General features: G+C 56.5%; 13 protein-coding genes. 7 read left to right on the forward strand and 6 right to left on the reverse strand.

All coding sequences use genetic code 11. The features are described from left to right. Positions 1–2: 2 nt before the first annotated feature. The 5 genes from livG to G403_RS0120910 form a co-directional block, all read right to left on the reverse strand. The gene (gene livG, locus G403_RS0120890; RefSeq protein WP_027855692.1) at positions 3–770 is read right to left on the reverse strand and encodes a high-affinity branched-chain amino acid ABC transporter ATP-binding protein LivG; all 768 of its coding nucleotides are present in this window, start codon (positions 768–770) and stop codon (positions 3–5) included. Next, positions 767–2,023, reverse strand: coding sequence for a high-affinity branched-chain amino acid ABC transporter permease LivM (locus tag G403_RS0120895; protein WP_027855693.1), 1,257 nt, complete (start codon positions 2,021–2,023; stop codon positions 767–769). The genes livG and G403_RS0120895 overlap by 4 nt, the downstream gene beginning before the upstream one ends. Continuing rightward, entirely contained in the window at positions 2,023–2,952 is a 930-nt protein-coding gene (livH, locus tag G403_RS0120900; RefSeq protein WP_027855694.1) for a high-affinity branched-chain amino acid ABC transporter permease LivH, read from the reverse strand. Before livH ends, G403_RS0120895 begins: the two co-directional genes overlap by 1 nt. A gap of 79 nt (positions 2,953–3,031) precedes the next feature. After that, entirely contained in the window at positions 3,032–4,144 is a 1,113-nt protein-coding gene (locus tag G403_RS0120905; protein WP_027855695.1) for a high-affinity branched-chain amino acid ABC transporter substrate-binding protein, read from the reverse strand. 147 nt (positions 4,145–4,291) lie between these two features. Continuing rightward, complete coding sequence (locus tag G403_RS0120910) at positions 4,292–5,227, reverse strand: LysR family transcriptional regulator (RefSeq protein ID WP_027855696.1); 936 nt, start codon at positions 5,225–5,227, stop codon at positions 4,292–4,294. 235 nt (positions 5,228–5,462) lie between these two features. On the opposite strand from G403_RS0120910, the gene aptA reads away from it, so the two are divergent. After that, complete coding sequence (gene aptA, locus G403_RS0120915) at positions 5,463–6,776, forward strand: omega-aminotransferase AptA (protein ID WP_027855697.1); 1,314 nt, start codon at positions 5,463–5,465, stop codon at positions 6,774–6,776. 255 nt (positions 6,777–7,031) lie between these two features. Here aptA and csiR read toward each other — a convergent pair whose 3' ends face one another. Continuing rightward, positions 7,032–7,727 (reverse strand): DNA-binding transcriptional regulator CsiR, encoded by a 696-nt coding sequence (csiR, locus tag G403_RS0120920; protein ID WP_051299376.1) that lies wholly within the window; start codon positions 7,725–7,727, stop codon positions 7,032–7,034. 187 nt (positions 7,728–7,914) lie between these two features. Between csiR and glaH the strand changes: the two genes are divergently transcribed. The 6 genes from glaH (at position 7,915) to G403_RS0120950 (ending at position 15,278) form a co-directional block, all read left to right on the forward strand. After that, positions 7,915–8,874 carry a glutarate dioxygenase GlaH gene (glaH, locus tag G403_RS0120925; protein ID WP_027855699.1) on the forward strand — a complete coding sequence of 320 codons (960 nt, stop codon included), beginning with the start codon at positions 7,915–7,917 and terminating at the stop codon, positions 8,872–8,874. 86 nt (positions 8,875–8,960) lie between these two features. Next, complete coding sequence (lhgO, locus tag G403_RS0120930; RefSeq protein WP_027855700.1) at positions 8,961–10,160, forward strand: L-2-hydroxyglutarate oxidase; 1,200 nt, start codon at positions 8,961–8,963, stop codon at positions 10,158–10,160. Positions 10,161–10,279: 119 nt separating this feature from the next. After that, entirely contained in the window at positions 10,280–11,728 is a 1,449-nt protein-coding gene (locus G403_RS0120935) for an NAD-dependent succinate-semialdehyde dehydrogenase (RefSeq protein WP_027855701.1), read from the forward strand. A gap of 560 nt (positions 11,729–12,288) precedes the next feature. After that, a complete protein-coding gene (locus tag G403_RS0120940) occupies positions 12,289–13,314 on the forward strand; it encodes a TRAP transporter substrate-binding protein (RefSeq protein WP_036234933.1) in 1,026 nt (341 codons plus the stop codon). Between the two features lie 115 nt (positions 13,315–13,429). Continuing rightward, positions 13,430–13,972 carry a TRAP transporter small permease subunit gene (locus G403_RS0120945; RefSeq protein ID WP_027855703.1) on the forward strand — a complete coding sequence of 181 codons (543 nt, stop codon included), beginning with the start codon at positions 13,430–13,432 and terminating at the stop codon, positions 13,970–13,972. After that, positions 13,962–15,278, forward strand: coding sequence for a TRAP transporter large permease (locus tag G403_RS0120950; protein WP_027855704.1), 1,317 nt, complete (start codon positions 13,962–13,964; stop codon positions 15,276–15,278). The genes G403_RS0120945 and G403_RS0120950 overlap by 11 nt, the downstream gene beginning before the upstream one ends. The last annotated feature ends 1 nt before the right edge of the window (position 15,279 follow it).

The raw sequence follows: 15,279 nt of genomic DNA on the forward strand, positions 1-15,279 counted from the left end.
GTTTAGCTCTCCCCCAGGTAGGCTTTAATAACATCGGGATTCTCTTTGACATCCATCGGCGACCCATCCGCCAGTGGGGTGCCCTGCGCGATCACGTAGATGTGATCGGAGATTCCCATGACCAGGCCCATATCGTGCTCGATCAGCAGCACGGATATCTCATGCTCATCCCGCAGTCGGATGATCAGTTCATCCAGCTCCTTGGTTTCCTTGGGGTTGAGGCCCGCAGCGGGCTCATCCAGCATCAGAAGCTCCGGCTGAGTTACCATGCAGCGTGCGATCTCCAGCTTGCGCTGCTGACCGTAAGCCAGATATCCCGCCTCACGGTTGGCGTGCTCAAGCAGATCGACCTCTTCCAGCCAGTAGATCGCCCGGTCCATCGCTTCCTGCTCCAACCGTTTGTACCCCGGGGTTTTGAGCATGCCGGAGAGCAGGTTGGTGTTGAGGTGGCGGTGCTGAGCCACCAGCATGTTCTCGATCACGGTCATCCGTTTGAACAGACGCACGTGCTGAAACGTGCGCACCAGCCCTTTGCGGGAGATCTGGAAATCCTTGAGTCCGGCGAGTTGCTCACCGCGAAACAGAATGCTGCCATCCGTCGGGATATAGAAGCCGGACAGGCAGTTAAAGACCGTAGTTTTACCGGCCCCGTTGGGGCCGATGATGGATACGATCTGACGGTTTTTGACCTTCAGATTGACCTCGTTAACCGCGAGCAGACCACCGAAGCGCATGGTCAGCTCGTTTACATCAAGCAGTAACTGACTCATTGTTGTTTCAACTCCAGGTGGGGACGCTTCATCGGCACCAGGCCCTGGGGACGCCAGCGCATCATCAGTACCATCAGCAGACCGAACATCAGCATCCGGTACTCGGAAAACTCGCGGGCCAACTCCGGCAAAATCGTCATCACGATGGCCGCACAGATCACGCCCACCTGAGAGCCCATGCCGCCCAGAACCACAATGGCCAGAATGATTGCTGATTCGATAAAGATGAACGATTCCGGGCTGATAAAGCCCTGACGCGCGGCAAAGAAACACCCGGCGAAACCGGCCGTAGATGCACCCAGCGTGAACGCGGAGAGTTTGATCACGGTACGGTTCAGGCCCAATGAGCGACAGGCGATCTCATCTTCACGCAGCGCCTCCCAGGCGCGGCCGATCGGCATCCGCATCAACCGATTGATCAGGTAAAGCACGATCAGTACCAGTACCACGGCGATCAGATAGAGGAAGATTACCTTCTGGCTGCTGTCGTAATCGATCCCGAAGAACTCGTGGAAACTCTGCGAGCCCTCGCTGACCCGTCGGCTGAACTCAAGCCCGAACAGGGTTGGCTTTTCGATACCGGAGATACCGTTGGGGCCACCGGTCAGGTCGGTCCAGTTATTGAGCAGGATACGGATGATTTCACCAAAGCCCAACGTGACGATCGCCAGATAGTCGCCCCGCAGGCGCAGGACCGGGAAGCCGAGAATAAAGCCAAAGAAGGCGGCAAGCATGGCGGCGATCGGCAGACAGACCCAGAACGAGAGTCCGAAGTATTCCGACAGCAGGGCGTAGGTGTACGCGCCCACCGCGTAGAAGGCCACATAGCCCAGATCGAGAAGGCCGGCCAGACCCACAACGATATTGAGGCCCAGGCCCAGCATGATGTAGATCAGCGTCAGCGTAGCCAGATCGACAGCGCCCCGGGACACCATGAACGGCCAGATCAGCATCCCGACGATCAGCGCCGAGAACGCCCAGGGCTTGATAACACGCCATTTGGATTCTTCCGGCTTGAGGGCGGCCAGGTTGGGTTTGGGCATCCGGCCGAAAAACGCATCAATCTGCGGTGAAAACAGCTGAACGAAGAAGACCAGTGCGATACCGGCGATAATCCAGATCCAGCGCTCTGCATCGGCACCCTGAACAGTGAGGGCTGTGCCTTCCGCGTTCAGTTGGACGCCCAGCATCAGACAGGTCAGTACCAGGGTGATACCGGCTGCAAAAACGGCATTGTACAAAGTTCCGCGCATCAGACTTTCTCCACCTCCGGTTTACCCAGAATGCCGGTGGGCCGGAACAGAAGAATCAGCACCAGCAGACTGAAAGCCACCACATCTTTGTATTCAGACGGGAAATAAGCGGCGGTGAGCGCTTCGGTCACGCCCAGAATCAGGCCCCCCAGCATGGCACCTGGAATTGAGCCGATACCACCCAGAACCGCTGCCGTGAAAGCTTTAAGACCCGCGATAAACCCGATAAATGGATTCACGACGCCGTAATAGAGCCCAAGCAGCAGGCCTGCAACAGCAGCGAGTGCGGCACCAATCACAAAGGTCATGGCGATGATGCGGTTGGTGTCGATTCCCAGCAGGTTGGTCATGCCGATATCTTCGGCACAGGCGCGACAGGCTCGGCCCATCCGGGATCGGGAGATGAACAGCGTCAGTACCGTCATCGAGATCAGGGTGACCACCCAGATCAGCAACTGCATCCAGGAGATAGTGACCTGGAAGGTTTCCAGAGAGCCGAACTCGACCAGAGAGCCGGAGACCAGCGGCGGCATGGCGACATCCCGGGATCCCTGGGCCAGAACCACATAGTTCTGCAGGAATATGGACATGCCGATTGCCGAAATCAGGGCGATCAAGCGATTGGAACCGCGCAATGGTCGGTAGGCGACCCGCTCGATGGCCCAGCCGTAACTGCTGGCCACAACCATGGCCACCACTAGGGCGATAAATAGAACAACGGGAAGGGCGACCATGCCCATGCCCAGCAGGCCCGTGATCACGATAAACGCGACATAGGAGCCGATCATATAGATCTCGCCGTGAGCGAAGTTGATCATGCCAATGATGCCGTAGACCATTGTGTAGCCAATGGCGATCAGGGCATAAGTCGAGCCGATAGTCAGTCCATTGATGATCTGCTGCAGAAAATAAAGGCTGGCTTCAGTCATCGATACATTACCAGTAGATAAACAGATACCCCTGGCCGAAGGCGCAGGGGTATTGAGTTCAGTGAGGAACCGTCAGGGATTACTGAGCGGCAGTTTTTGAACCGTCAGCGTGCAGTTCGTACACGAGGAAGGTGGACTCTGTCAGGTCACCTGCTTCGTTGTACTTGACGGTACCGATGGCGGTATCGAAGCTGTTGGCTTTCATGTACTCAGCCATGGCGATGGGATCGGTGCTGTCGATCGCTTCGATGGTGCTCGCCATCACCTGTACAGCGGCATAAGCCGGGAATACGAAAGGACCGGTGGGATCTTCACCCTTTTCTTTAATGGCTGCAACGCGCTCTGCGTTTTCCGGGTTTTGATCGAAGCTCTTCGGTGCGGTAGCGAGAACACCTTCTACCGCTTCGCCGGCGATCTTGGCCAGGTCAGAGTTTACGATACCTTCAGGGCCCATGAACTGAGCTTCAAAGCCCTTCTCCATGCTTTGACGCAGGATCAGGCCCAGCTCCGGGTGGTAACCACCGTAGTAAACGAAGTCCACGTCGGCTTTTTGCAGTTTGGCGATCAGGGCGGAGAAGTCTTTGTCACCGGCTGTTACACCTTCAAACATGACCGGCTCGATTCCGGCATCTACCAGTGCGTCACGCACCGTAGTCGCCAGACCTTCACCGTACTGCTGCTTGTCGTGAATGACCGCGATACGCTCAGGCTTGACGGTGCCGGAGATGTAATCGGCAGCCAGTGAGCCCTGCAGGCTGTCCAGACCGATGGTACGGAAAATCAGGTCGTAACCTTTTTCAGTGATGCTCGGAGAAGTGGAAGCGGCGGTAATCATCAGCACGCCTTCCTCTTCATAGATATCGGAGGCGGGTTCGGTGGAGCTGGAGCAGAGGTGACCCACAACGTGCATGATGCCGTCATTGATGATCTTGTTGGCAACAGCGACCGCTTGTTTCGGGTCGCAGGCGTCGTCATAAATAACGCCTTCCACATCCATACCGTTGATGCCGCCATTGGCATTCAGGTAATCGATAGCGGCCGTTACGCCGATCTTCTGCATGTCACCGTATTGAGCGACAGGGCCGGTGGCCGGGCCTGCCAGCGCGATTTTCAGAGTTTCCGCCTGGGCGGCGCCGCTGATAGCCAGTGCAGTCGCGGCTGCAATCAGGGTCTTGCTGAAGCGTTTCACCATTGTTCTTTTCCCCTTCATCCATTCGTCTGTGGACCCGGTCGGGCCACTGATGGTTAGCAAGTTGGACAACCGTCTGATTATTACACAGATAAAAATTGCCGGTACAGGCAGGTTTTACTTTTTATCGACTAATTTCCGGGCTTCGGGCTAATCAGGCGCAGATTCTGTCAGTTTTTCCTCCAGTAGCGAGATGAAAAGGTCTCTTGCCTTGTTGGGACGCGCTGACTTGCGCACGATCGCACCCAGGTCCAGTCGATAGTGATGGGCGTCGGGCTGTAGTGCCCGCAGCTCACCGGGCTCGGTTTCATTGGCGACATAAAACTCGGGCAGGAAGCCGGTGTACCGTCCGGACCGGATCAGTGCCAGCCGGGTTTCATAGTAGTAGGCGGTGGCGCGCAGTTCCATCTGCTCGATCAGGCGCGCCGCGTCGCGATGGGGTTTTAAGCCCGCCTGCACAAACGGTTGTTCATCGATCAAGGCGGCCGTGAGCTCCTTGTCCGGGACGTTGAACAGTGGATGGCGCTGGTGGCAATACAGGCGGCAGATGTCGGTGAACAGGTGAATGTAGTCCAGTCCTTCGATCTGCCGATGAATCGGCACAAAGCCGACTTCGGCCTCCTCGTTGATCACCATCTGCTCGATCTCCGACATGGAGGCCACGTCAACGGTGATGTAGACATCGGGCGCCAGTTCATTCACCCGGTTGATCAGGTCGGGCAGCCCCAGCCTCGGATCGCCGCTGACCGTATCGGAAAAGATCAGGCGCAGGTCGCCCGACAGCGTTGCGTTAAGGTTGTTGACGGTTGACCGGAACTCCTCCACCGAGCCAAACAGCCGCTGTGCCGCTTCATAAATGACGCGCCCCTCTTCGGTGAGGGCAAAACCGGCACGGCCACGCTGGCAGAGCTTGAGGTTGAGTCGTGCTTCCAGATTGGCGATATGAATGCTGATGGTAGAGCGGGTGATGTTGAGCTCGGTTTCGGCGGCCGAGAAACCGCCGCACTGCACCACCGTGGTGAAAACCTTGAGTTGCTTGATCTCGAAATCGCCGACCTGGCCGAGCCAGTACTTGCGTTGGGACATGATCTGGGGAAGCTCCGGTTTTTAAACGCCATCCTACCACAGGGAAAAACAGAAACAGCGGCCTCAATTAACGTAGCGGCGAGACTTGGGACGAAAGTTTGATGCGGATAAACCTGGGCTTTTATGCGGCGAGGTTTTTCGCGCTGTCATCCGCAGCCTACACTCGATTCCATACGTTCATGAACGGATAACAAAGTCGTGTCCGTGAACCCAACGCGAATGACAGGTCAGTACAATGAAGAACTACCAAAGCATGGATCACTTCTGGATGCCGTTTACGGCCAACCGGGCCTTCAAAGCGGCGCCGCGTATTATCGAGCGTGCCGAGGGCGTCTGGCTGTATAACGACAAAGGTGAAAAAATCCTCGATGCCACCGCAGGCCTGTGGTGCGTCAACGCCGGTCATGGCCGCACCCGGATTGCCGAGGCAATGGCAGCTCAGGCGGTCAAGCTGGACTACAGCTCCCCGTTTAACCTGGGCCATGATATCGGCTTCGAGTTTGCCGAGCGTCTGGTTAAGTACACGCCCGAAAACCTGAACCGCGTCTTCTTCGCCAACTCAGGCTCGGAGGCGGTGGAAAGTGCCCTGAAAATCGCACTGGCTTACCAGAATGCCCGCGGTAAAAAAGGGAAGTATCGTTTTATCGGCCGCGAAAAGGGCTACCACGGTGTGAACTTTGGCGGTATCTCCGTCGGCGGCCTGACACCGAACCGCAAAGGTTTCGGCCCGCTGCTGCCTGTTGATCACCTGCCTCATACTCTGGATGTGGAACGCAATGCGTTCAGCCAGGGGCTGCCGGAACACGGCCTGGAAAAAGCGGATCAGCTTGAGAACCTGCTGCAGTTCCACGACCCGGACAGCATCGCAGCTGTGATTGTGGAACCGGTTTCGGGTGCGGGGGGCGTTGTTCTGCCGCCGATCGGCTACCTGAAGAAGCTGCGCGAGATCTGTACGCGCCATGATGTGTTGCTGATCTTTGATGAAGTGATCACCGGTTGGGGACGCCTGGGTGCTCCGTTCGCCTCACAGAAGTTTGATGTTGAGCCGGACATGATCACCTCCGCCAAGGGTATTACCAACGGTGTGGCACCGCTTGGCGCCGTGTTTGTGCGCGATGAAATCTACGACACCGTCGTGAATGCGGCACCGGAGAACACGATCGAGTTCTTCCACGGGTATACCTATTCCGCTCATCCGGTCTCCTGTGCGGCGGGTCTGGCAACGCTGGATATCTACGAGCAGGAAGGGCTGCTGGAACGTGCCAGCGGTGAGATCGGGGAATACTGGCAGGCGGGCCTGCACTCGCTGAAGGGCGAGCCGGGTATCGTCGATGCCCGAAACTGCGGGTTGATCGGTGCGGTTCAGTTTGCAGCGCCGGACGGTTCTCTGGTGGGCCCCAAGATCATGCAGCGCTGCTACGAGAAAGGCCTCTCAGTACGCGCTGTCGGCGACATCATTGCCTTCTCGCCACCGCTGATCATCGAAAAGCCCCACATCGATCAGATCGTGGAAACGCTGAGCGGTATCGCTCGTGAGATGTTTGGCTGAGTAACACGGGTCCTCATCACCCCTGGTGTGCAGGCATGCTCTGATCGCCGTCGCGCTTGAGCCGTGCACATCGTGCTTTACCGGGTTTCCGCTCCGCAGGGAAACCCGGTTTTTTTATGTGCAGGAGGTACGGTATTCCGCGAGCGCATGGATGCGCAGAACTGCGCCTGCTGATCGACAGCGATGACACGCGGTATTCCGCGAGCGCATGGATGCGCAGGAGCGGTTATGTACAGGACGTACGGTTATTGTTTTTTATCTAATCCCGCGCTGACACAGGATCTCGGTGATAATCGGGATCGGGTTCATCATATGCTCGAACATCTCCTGGCGGGCCTCGGTGCTTTTGCCGGATAACAGTTTATCCACCAACACGCGATGCTCTTCCCGTTTACGCTCCAGTGCTTCGCTGGAGAAGACCATCTCCCGCAACCAGAGCTGGCGATAGCGCTCCGCCTGATCAAGCATGGTTTCACGTAACTCCAGCAGCTTGGGGGAACCGCAGCCACTGGCAATGGCCAGGTGAAACGCTTTATGACGGCTATCCCAGAGGGTGAGCATCTCTTCCGGCGCGTGTATCTCGGTGACTCGGGACAGGGTGTGCGCGGCGGCGATGATGCCCGCCTCCCAGCTATCACCCCCTTTCTGCACGGCCAGCTCGGTAATCAGGGCTTCGAGCTGGGCGCGCGCAAAGTAAATATCCCGGAGTTCGTCAATCGACATGGTCGCAACCCGGAACCCCCGTTGGCTGGCTGCAGTCACCAGGCGCTCCGCCACCAGGCGGGATAGCGCCTCCCGCATGGGGCCGGCTCCAATATCATAGCGCTCACGCAGCGCGCTCATCAGGAGCTTATCACCCGGCCTGAAGACACCTTCGGTGATATCCCGCTTTAACTGCACATAGGCGATGTCGGCCAGATTACTTTTTTCCTCGGTTCCCGTTCCGGTCATACCAACCCTGCTGATCCTGAGAAGAGGCTGGATTATAGCGGGCAGAGGAATAATGCAGCAAAAGTTCAATTTTGTTGACGTTTTATAAAAATGTAGATATTTTTATAAAAAATAAATATTGCGCTCGCCGGCGCTGCTGCCCCGATCGCTCCGCTGCGATTTAACGCCGATAAGAAAGAGGAATGTCATGTCTCTAGCTGCCCAAAAAATCGAATCCAATACCTCCGGCTTCTCTCTGGAAACCTCCGAGCTCAGTCCCCGTCTGCTTGAGCTGCGTTTCGAAAAGTCTGTGGTTGATGCCTTCCTGAACGCGATTGCGCCCTGGCCTGTGCAAGCGCTCGAGTACAAGTCGATGCTGCGGTTTCGGGTGGGTAAGATCCTTGACGATCTCTGTGATAACCAGCTTCAGCCGCTGCTGATTGAAACATTGGCTGATCGCAATAGTGGTGCGCTGCTGATTACGCCGGAAGGGCTTGATGGTGTTGAGCAGGCAGAGGACATGGTGCGTTTCACTACGGCGGTTGCCCACCTGTTTGGTCGCTCCAACTTCGATGCCATGAGTGGTCAGTACTATGCCCGCTTTGTGGTCCAGAATGAGGACAACTCAGACAGTTACCTGCGCCAGGCGCATCGTGTGATGGAGCTGCACAATGACGGCACCTACGTGGATCAGGACACCGACTATGTGCTGATGTTGAAAATCGATGAGCAGAATATGGAAGGCGGCAATTCACTGCTGCTGCATCTGGACGACTGGGAAGATCTCGACACGTTCAGCAGCAATCCGCTGGCTTACCAGCCCATGCGCTGGGCGGCGCCGCCGAGCAAAAACACCACGGCAGATATCTACCACTCGGTGTTTGATATCGATCGTAGCGGTAAACCGATCATGTCGTATATCGATCAGTTTGTTCAGCCCAAGGATGACGAAGAGGGCAACTGGCTGACCGATCTTTCCGAGTCGCTTGAGAGCAGCCGGGCCATCGTTTCAGTGCGCGTGCCGGTGGGTAGCTTTCTGTTGATCAATAACCATTTCTGGCTCCACGGTCGCGACAAGTTTACCGCACATCCGGGACTGCGCCGCGAGCTGATGCGTCAGCGCGGTTACTTCAGCCACGCCAAGACACTGCGTAATCCCAAGCAGTAATCCGGCTGTATCCGCTGCGCGCACACGTTATCATCCAGAAACCATCGGCAGTGATGCCGATGGTTTTTCCGCTTACAGAGGTCAGAATGTACGATTTTCTTATCATTGGTGGTGGCATCGTCGGTATGTCCACGGCCATGCAGCTGCTCGGACGCTATCCCGACAAAAAGATTCTGGTGCTGGAGAAAGAGTCGGGACCGGCGCATCACCAGACCGGGCATAACTCCGGCGTTATTCATGCGGGGGTGTACTACACACCGGGGAGTTTGAAAGCGAAGTTCTGTCTGGAGGGTAACCGCAATACCAAGGAGTTTTGTCAGGAGAACGGTATTCGTTACGACGAGTGCGGCAAGCTCCTGGTGGCCACCAACGACCTTGAGCTGGAACGGATGAAGGCGCTTTGGCAGCGCACCGAAGCCAACGGGCTGGAGCGCCACTGGCTCAATGCCGACGAGCTGAGCGAACGGGAACCCAATATCACCGGGATTGGCGGGATTTTCGTCCCTTCCAGTGGCATCGTCAGCTATCGAGAGGTGACTGAAGCGATGGCGCGCAAGATCATTGAGCGTGGCGGGGAGATTCGCTTTAACACGGAAGTGACGGGGCTGCGCGAGTCCGACAGCGAAGTCAGTGCACAAACCACACAAGGTGACTTTAGCGCCCGGTACCTGATCTCCTGCTCCGGATTGATGGCGGATCGCGTGGTCCGGATGCTGGGCCTGGAACCACAATTCCAGATCTGTCCGTTCCGTGGCGAATACTACCTGCTGCCGGAGCAGCATAACCGGATCGTCAATCATCTGATTTACCCGATTCCCGATCCATCCATGCCTTTCCTGGGGGTGCATCTGACGCGAATGATTGATGGCACCGTCACTGTTGGCCCTAACGCCGTACTGGCCTGGAAACGGGAAGGGTACCGCAAGAGCGATATCTCCCTGAAAGACAGTTTGGAAACCCTGGGTTACGCTGGTATCCGCAAGGTGTTGCAGAAAAATCTCAAGCCGGGATTGATCGAGCTGAAGAACTCGTTGTTTAAGGGCGGTTATCTTAAAGAGGTGCAGAAATACTGTCCCAGTCTGACCAAGGCTGACCTCAAGCCTTACCCGGCGGGCGTTCGTGCCCAGGCCGTATCCAGGGATGGCAAGCTGGTTGATGACTTCCTGTTTGTCAAAACCCGGCGCACGATTAACGTATGCAACGCCCCATCCCCGGCTGCCACATCGGCGCTGCCGATCGGGCGCTATATTTTGTCCGAAGCCAGCGATCAGTTTGATCTGGCCTGAGGTGAGCGGGGTTAAGTTTGATCGATGTGAAACTTAACGTTTACAGTCGATCAACCGTAGGCGGCGGTGCCGGTGATAGACTCGGGCATCGCCAATGACAGGATTCCCGAGAGAGACTTATGACAGATAACCTGATCAACAAGACCCAGGCCTATATCGACGGTCAGTGGGTGTCCGCCGCATCCGGCAAAACGCTGGCAGTTCTCAACCCGGCCAACGGTGACCATCTCGCCGATGTGCCAGATATGAGTGCAGCAGAGGCGAGTCGCGCCGTTGAAGTGGCCCATAAGGCTTTTGCCAGCTGGAAGAAAACCACCGCAAAGTCCCGTGCCCAGCTACTACGCCGCTGGTATGAGCTGATCATGGAAAACCAGGAGCGCCTGGCTCGGTTGATGACGGCAGAGCAGGGCAAGCCTCTGGCTGAAGCCCGTGGCGAAGTCGCTTATGGTGCGTCCTTCGCCGAATGGTTTGCCGAAGAAGGCAAACGTGCCTACGGCGAGCATATTCCTTCCCCGTCTCCGACCTCCCGCATCGTCACTATCCGTCAGCCGATTGGCGTGGTTGCGGCGATTACGCCCTGGAACTTCCCCGTCGCCATGATCACCCGCAAGATCGCGCCGGCGCTGGCAGCCGGTTGCACCGTGGTGCTCAAGCCTGCCGAAGATACGCCACTGTCAGCACTGGAGCTGGCGGCGCTGGCAGAAGAAGCGGGTTTTCCGGCCGGCGTGATCAATATCGTCACCACGGCTGACCCGGTGGCCGTGGGCGATACGCTGACCTCTCACCCGTTAGTGAGCAAGGTTTCATTTACCGGCTCCACGCCGGTGGGTAAGCATATCCTGCACCAGGCAGCGGATACCGTGAAGAAGGTGTCACTGGAGCTGGGCGGAAACGCGCCGTTCATCGTGTTCGAAGACGCGGACCTGGATGCAGCGGTGAAAGGTTTGATGATCTCCAAGTACCGCAACGCCGGTCAGACCTGCGTGTGTACCAACCGGGTTTATGTGCAGCGCTCGGTGCTTGATGCCTTCGTCGAGAAGTTCAAGGCCGGTATCAGCAGTCTTAAAGTAGGCGCCGGCGATCAGGAGGGTGTCGAGATCGGTCCGCTGATCAATACCAAGGCGGTAGAACGCGTTGATCAGGTTGTTAAGGAAGCGGTTGATGAGGGAGCTGAGCTGGTTCAGGGCGGTAAGCGCTCCAGTGCCGGCGAGCTGTTCTACGAGCCGACCCTGCTCAGCGGTGTGACCGAATCGATGGCGATTGCCAACCAGGAGCTGTTTGGCCCGATCTCCACGCTGTTCGTGTTCGATGATGAAAATGAGGTTATCGAGCGCGCCAACGCCACTCCCTTTGGTTTGGCCGCTTACTTTTACTCCCGTGATATCGGTCGTTGCTGGCGTGTGGCCGAAGGCCTCGAGTACGGCATGGTTGGTATCAATGAAGGGATTCTGTCGAATGAAGTTGCGCCCTTTGGCGGCGTAAAAGAGTCCGGTATCGGCCGTGAAGGCTCCAAACACGGTCTTGATGACTACCTGGAGATAAAATATCTCTGCATGGGCGGTATCTGATCTGTCCTGTTGGTCGGGGCGGTCACTCGGTGCCGCTCCGACGCTCCCCCTGCAACACCTCGCTGTACCTCTTTTCTCTGTTTCCTAGCGCTCTTTCCCAGGTCTTGATGTGGGTCATCTAGGGGCTACGGAATTAATGCGTTCATTCAGGTCTAAAATCTTCGTTTTTTATCGTATGAAGATGATCATTCTGCGCTAGATCATTAACTTCAGTAATTCTTCTTTATGTGTGCCGTTTTGGTGCATTAGAATTTGCAGCGGTTGAGCTCTGCGAGTTCTTCTCCGCTTGATCTGGGTAACCGCTTGTAAAGTATGGTTTTTTAGGGTTCTCTGGATGGTCTTTTGCCGGTCCGGGTGTGCTTTCCCATGGGGCGTTCTACAGGCGTGGATACGCACAATGGTGCAACTCAGAGTCTTTGACCAAGTGGTTGATTTAGTTTGATAACACTCAAAGTGAACGTGTGGTCGGCGGCGTTTATTGCACAGGGCCCCTTTGCCATAGTCGGTTCACCTGATGTCACAAAACTGACTCTTATATAAAGACTAAAGGGGAGCGATTAATGAAAACAATACTGGGAAAAGTATCCCGTCGTCTGGCCACCGGTGCAGTGGCTTTGACGTTGAGTGCCGGCATGGCTGCCAACGCCGTTGCGGCTGAATATAACTGGCGCTTTGCCAACCTCTACAGCCGAGGTACCGCCTTTGGAGAGGTGTACCAGAGCATGGCCGATAACATCGAGACGATGTCCGGCGGCCGTATTTCGGTCAAAATGATGTACGCCGGTGAAGGCGTCAGCACGAATGGTATCTTCGGTGCGGTGAAAACCGGCCTGATCACCATGGGTGCGCCTTTCCAGCCGATGCATGCCGGCGAAATGGCCGAAGGCATTATCGAAGTGGGCTTGCCGGGCGGCACCGACAACCCGGCGGAGCTGATGGATCTGTTCTATGAAAAGGGCTTTGGCGAGATCCTGGACGAGGCTTACGCCGCTCACGGTATCAAATATCTTGATCCGTACATCCAGCCCCCGGTTTATATCCTGACCAAGGAGCCGATCAACTCGGTGGAGGATTTTGAAGGTCTGAAGATCCGTGCACCGGGCGCCTATGGCAAGTTCCTGCGCAACCTGGGTGCATCCCCGGTTAACCTGACCTGGAGCGAGATCTACACCAGCCTCTCAACCGGCGTTATCGATGGCTCCATCGGTTCCAACCTGATCGACCACCGTGACGGTAATCACGTGGAAGTCGCCAAGTACATGTACCGCCTGCCGCTGGCCGGTGCTCAGGTACTGCCGGTTATCGTTAACCAGAAAGCCTGGGATCAACTGCCGGAAGACCTGCAGGCGATCGTCAAGGCCGCGACTACTGTCCATGCCCGCGATCAGCTGACCAAGTCCCGTGCCTGGGAATCTCAGGCTGTCGCTGATATGGAAGCCAAGGGTCTCAAGTGGAGCCCGGAGCCCAGCGATGCGGACCGCAAGGCGTGGAAAGCGGCCGGTGCCAACCTGTGGGAAGAGTACGCCAAGGAGAGCGACTACAGTGCTCGCCTGATCGAAGTTCTGAAGCAGGACGCGGCTCAGTAATACATACCTGAACAACAAGGGGCGGGCCTGGGGTCCGCCCCTTTTCAGTTTACGCGGGTGAGGCGGCTGGAGCTTCCGGCATCCGCGTAAGCTGATGACAGCCGGGGTAATCCACATGCTCGCAACGCTTATCCGAAGTTACTGTCTGTCGGTGAATTTCATTGTCCGCATCATCGGCCGTTCGGTGGCCTATCTGGTACCGGTTCTGGCGCTGGTGGTGGCTTTTGAAGTCTTCGCTCGTTATCTGTTTAACAGCCCAACGATCTGGGCCTACGACCTGTCTCTGTTCATATTCGCCTATGTGGCGGCGTTGGGAGGTGCTTATGCCCAGCAGAAACAGGCCCATATCAACGTCGACATTCTCTATTTGAAGGTCTCAGCCAACACGCGGCGGGTCTTCAACCTGCTGACCTATGCCCTGGCGCTCTACTTCATGTGGGTGCTGATCGATATCAGTACCGACAAGTTGCTGGAAGCGATCAAGTTTAACTACCGCCGCCAAAGTGAGTGGGCGCCACACATGCATCATTTCTGGGTAATGATGATCACCGCCAGTGCATTGATGGCCGCGCAGCTGCTGGCGCAGTGGCTGGAGGACGGTTATGCGCTGATCAGCGGTCAGGAACTGTTTGAACAGGAGAGCAATGATGAGTATTGAGGTCCTGACCGCGGTATTACTGGGCTGCATACTGCTGGCATTCGCCTTTGGCGCGCCCGTAGGCCTGGCGCTGGGCGGTATCGCCATGGCGGTGGGCTATGCGACCTGGGGCGAAGGGATATTCAACATTATCCCGTCCACGATCGATTCCACCTATTTCAGCTTTATCCTGCTGGCGATTCCGCTCTATATCTACATGGGTCAGCTGCTGACCCGCTCCGGGATTGGCGATGCGATGTTCAACGCCAGCCAGTTGATTATCGGCAAAGTGCGCGGTTCATTGGCCATCAGTGTGATCGGGGTCTGTTCGATGATCGGTGCCATGGTCGGTATTATCGGCGCCGGTATCATGACCTCCGGCAGTATCGCCCTTAAACCGATGCTCGAGCGCGGCTACGACCGTCGTCTGGCACTGGGCGTTATTATGGCCGGCGGCGGTCTGGGGATACTGATCCCCCCCAGCGTGCCGATGATCATGTTCGCCTCTTCGACTCAGAATTCGGTGGGGCGGATGTTCATAGCGGCGCTGGTTCCGGCGCTTATCTCTGTGATTTCTCTGGCGGCATACGTGATCATAAGCTGTAAGCTCAATCCCAACCGCGCGCCTCTGGGGACCGGGGCTGAAACGCAGATGTCACCCCGTCAGAAAATGATCACGCTACGCGATGGACTGTTCTCGGTACTGCTGATCGTAGCGGTGCTGGGCAGCATTATCTCCGGGATCGCCACGCCGACAGAGTCCGGGGCGATTGGTGTGGTAGGCGCTTTGATCCTGGCCATACTGTTCAAGCGCTTCAAGCTCTCCATGTTCCGCAACGCCGGTTTCGAAACAGCTGTACTGGTCAGCGTGGCGATGTGGATTATTTTCGGTGCGACTTTGTTCAGTAACTTCCATCTGCTGATGGGGGTGCAGGATATGGTGGCCTCGTTTACCGAGGATCTGGGGTTGCCGCCGCTGGGAGTGATCATCCTGATGCAGGTGATCATGCTGCTGCTGGGATTCATTATCGATGAGTTCATCATCGTGCTGATGTGTGCGCCGCTGTTTACGCCAATTGCCGTTTCACTGGGGTTTGATCCCATCTGGTTCGGGATTCTGATGATTCTCAATATCGAGATTGCGGTCCAGACGCCACCTTACGGGTTTGCGCTTTTTTACCTGAAGGGGATAGCGCCTCCCGGGGTGACTATGGGCGAGATCTACCGCTCGGTACTGCCGTTTATCAGTATCAAACTTGCTGTTCTGGTGCTCTGCATGCTCTTCCCCGAGATCGTGCTCTGGCTGCCTAACCTGATAATGGGGTGAT

The sequence above is a fragment of the Marinobacterium litorale DSM 23545 genome (genome assembly GCF_000428985.1).
In the GTDB taxonomy this organism is placed as follows: Bacteria; Pseudomonadota; Gammaproteobacteria; order Pseudomonadales; family Balneatricaceae; genus Marinobacterium_D; species Marinobacterium_D litorale.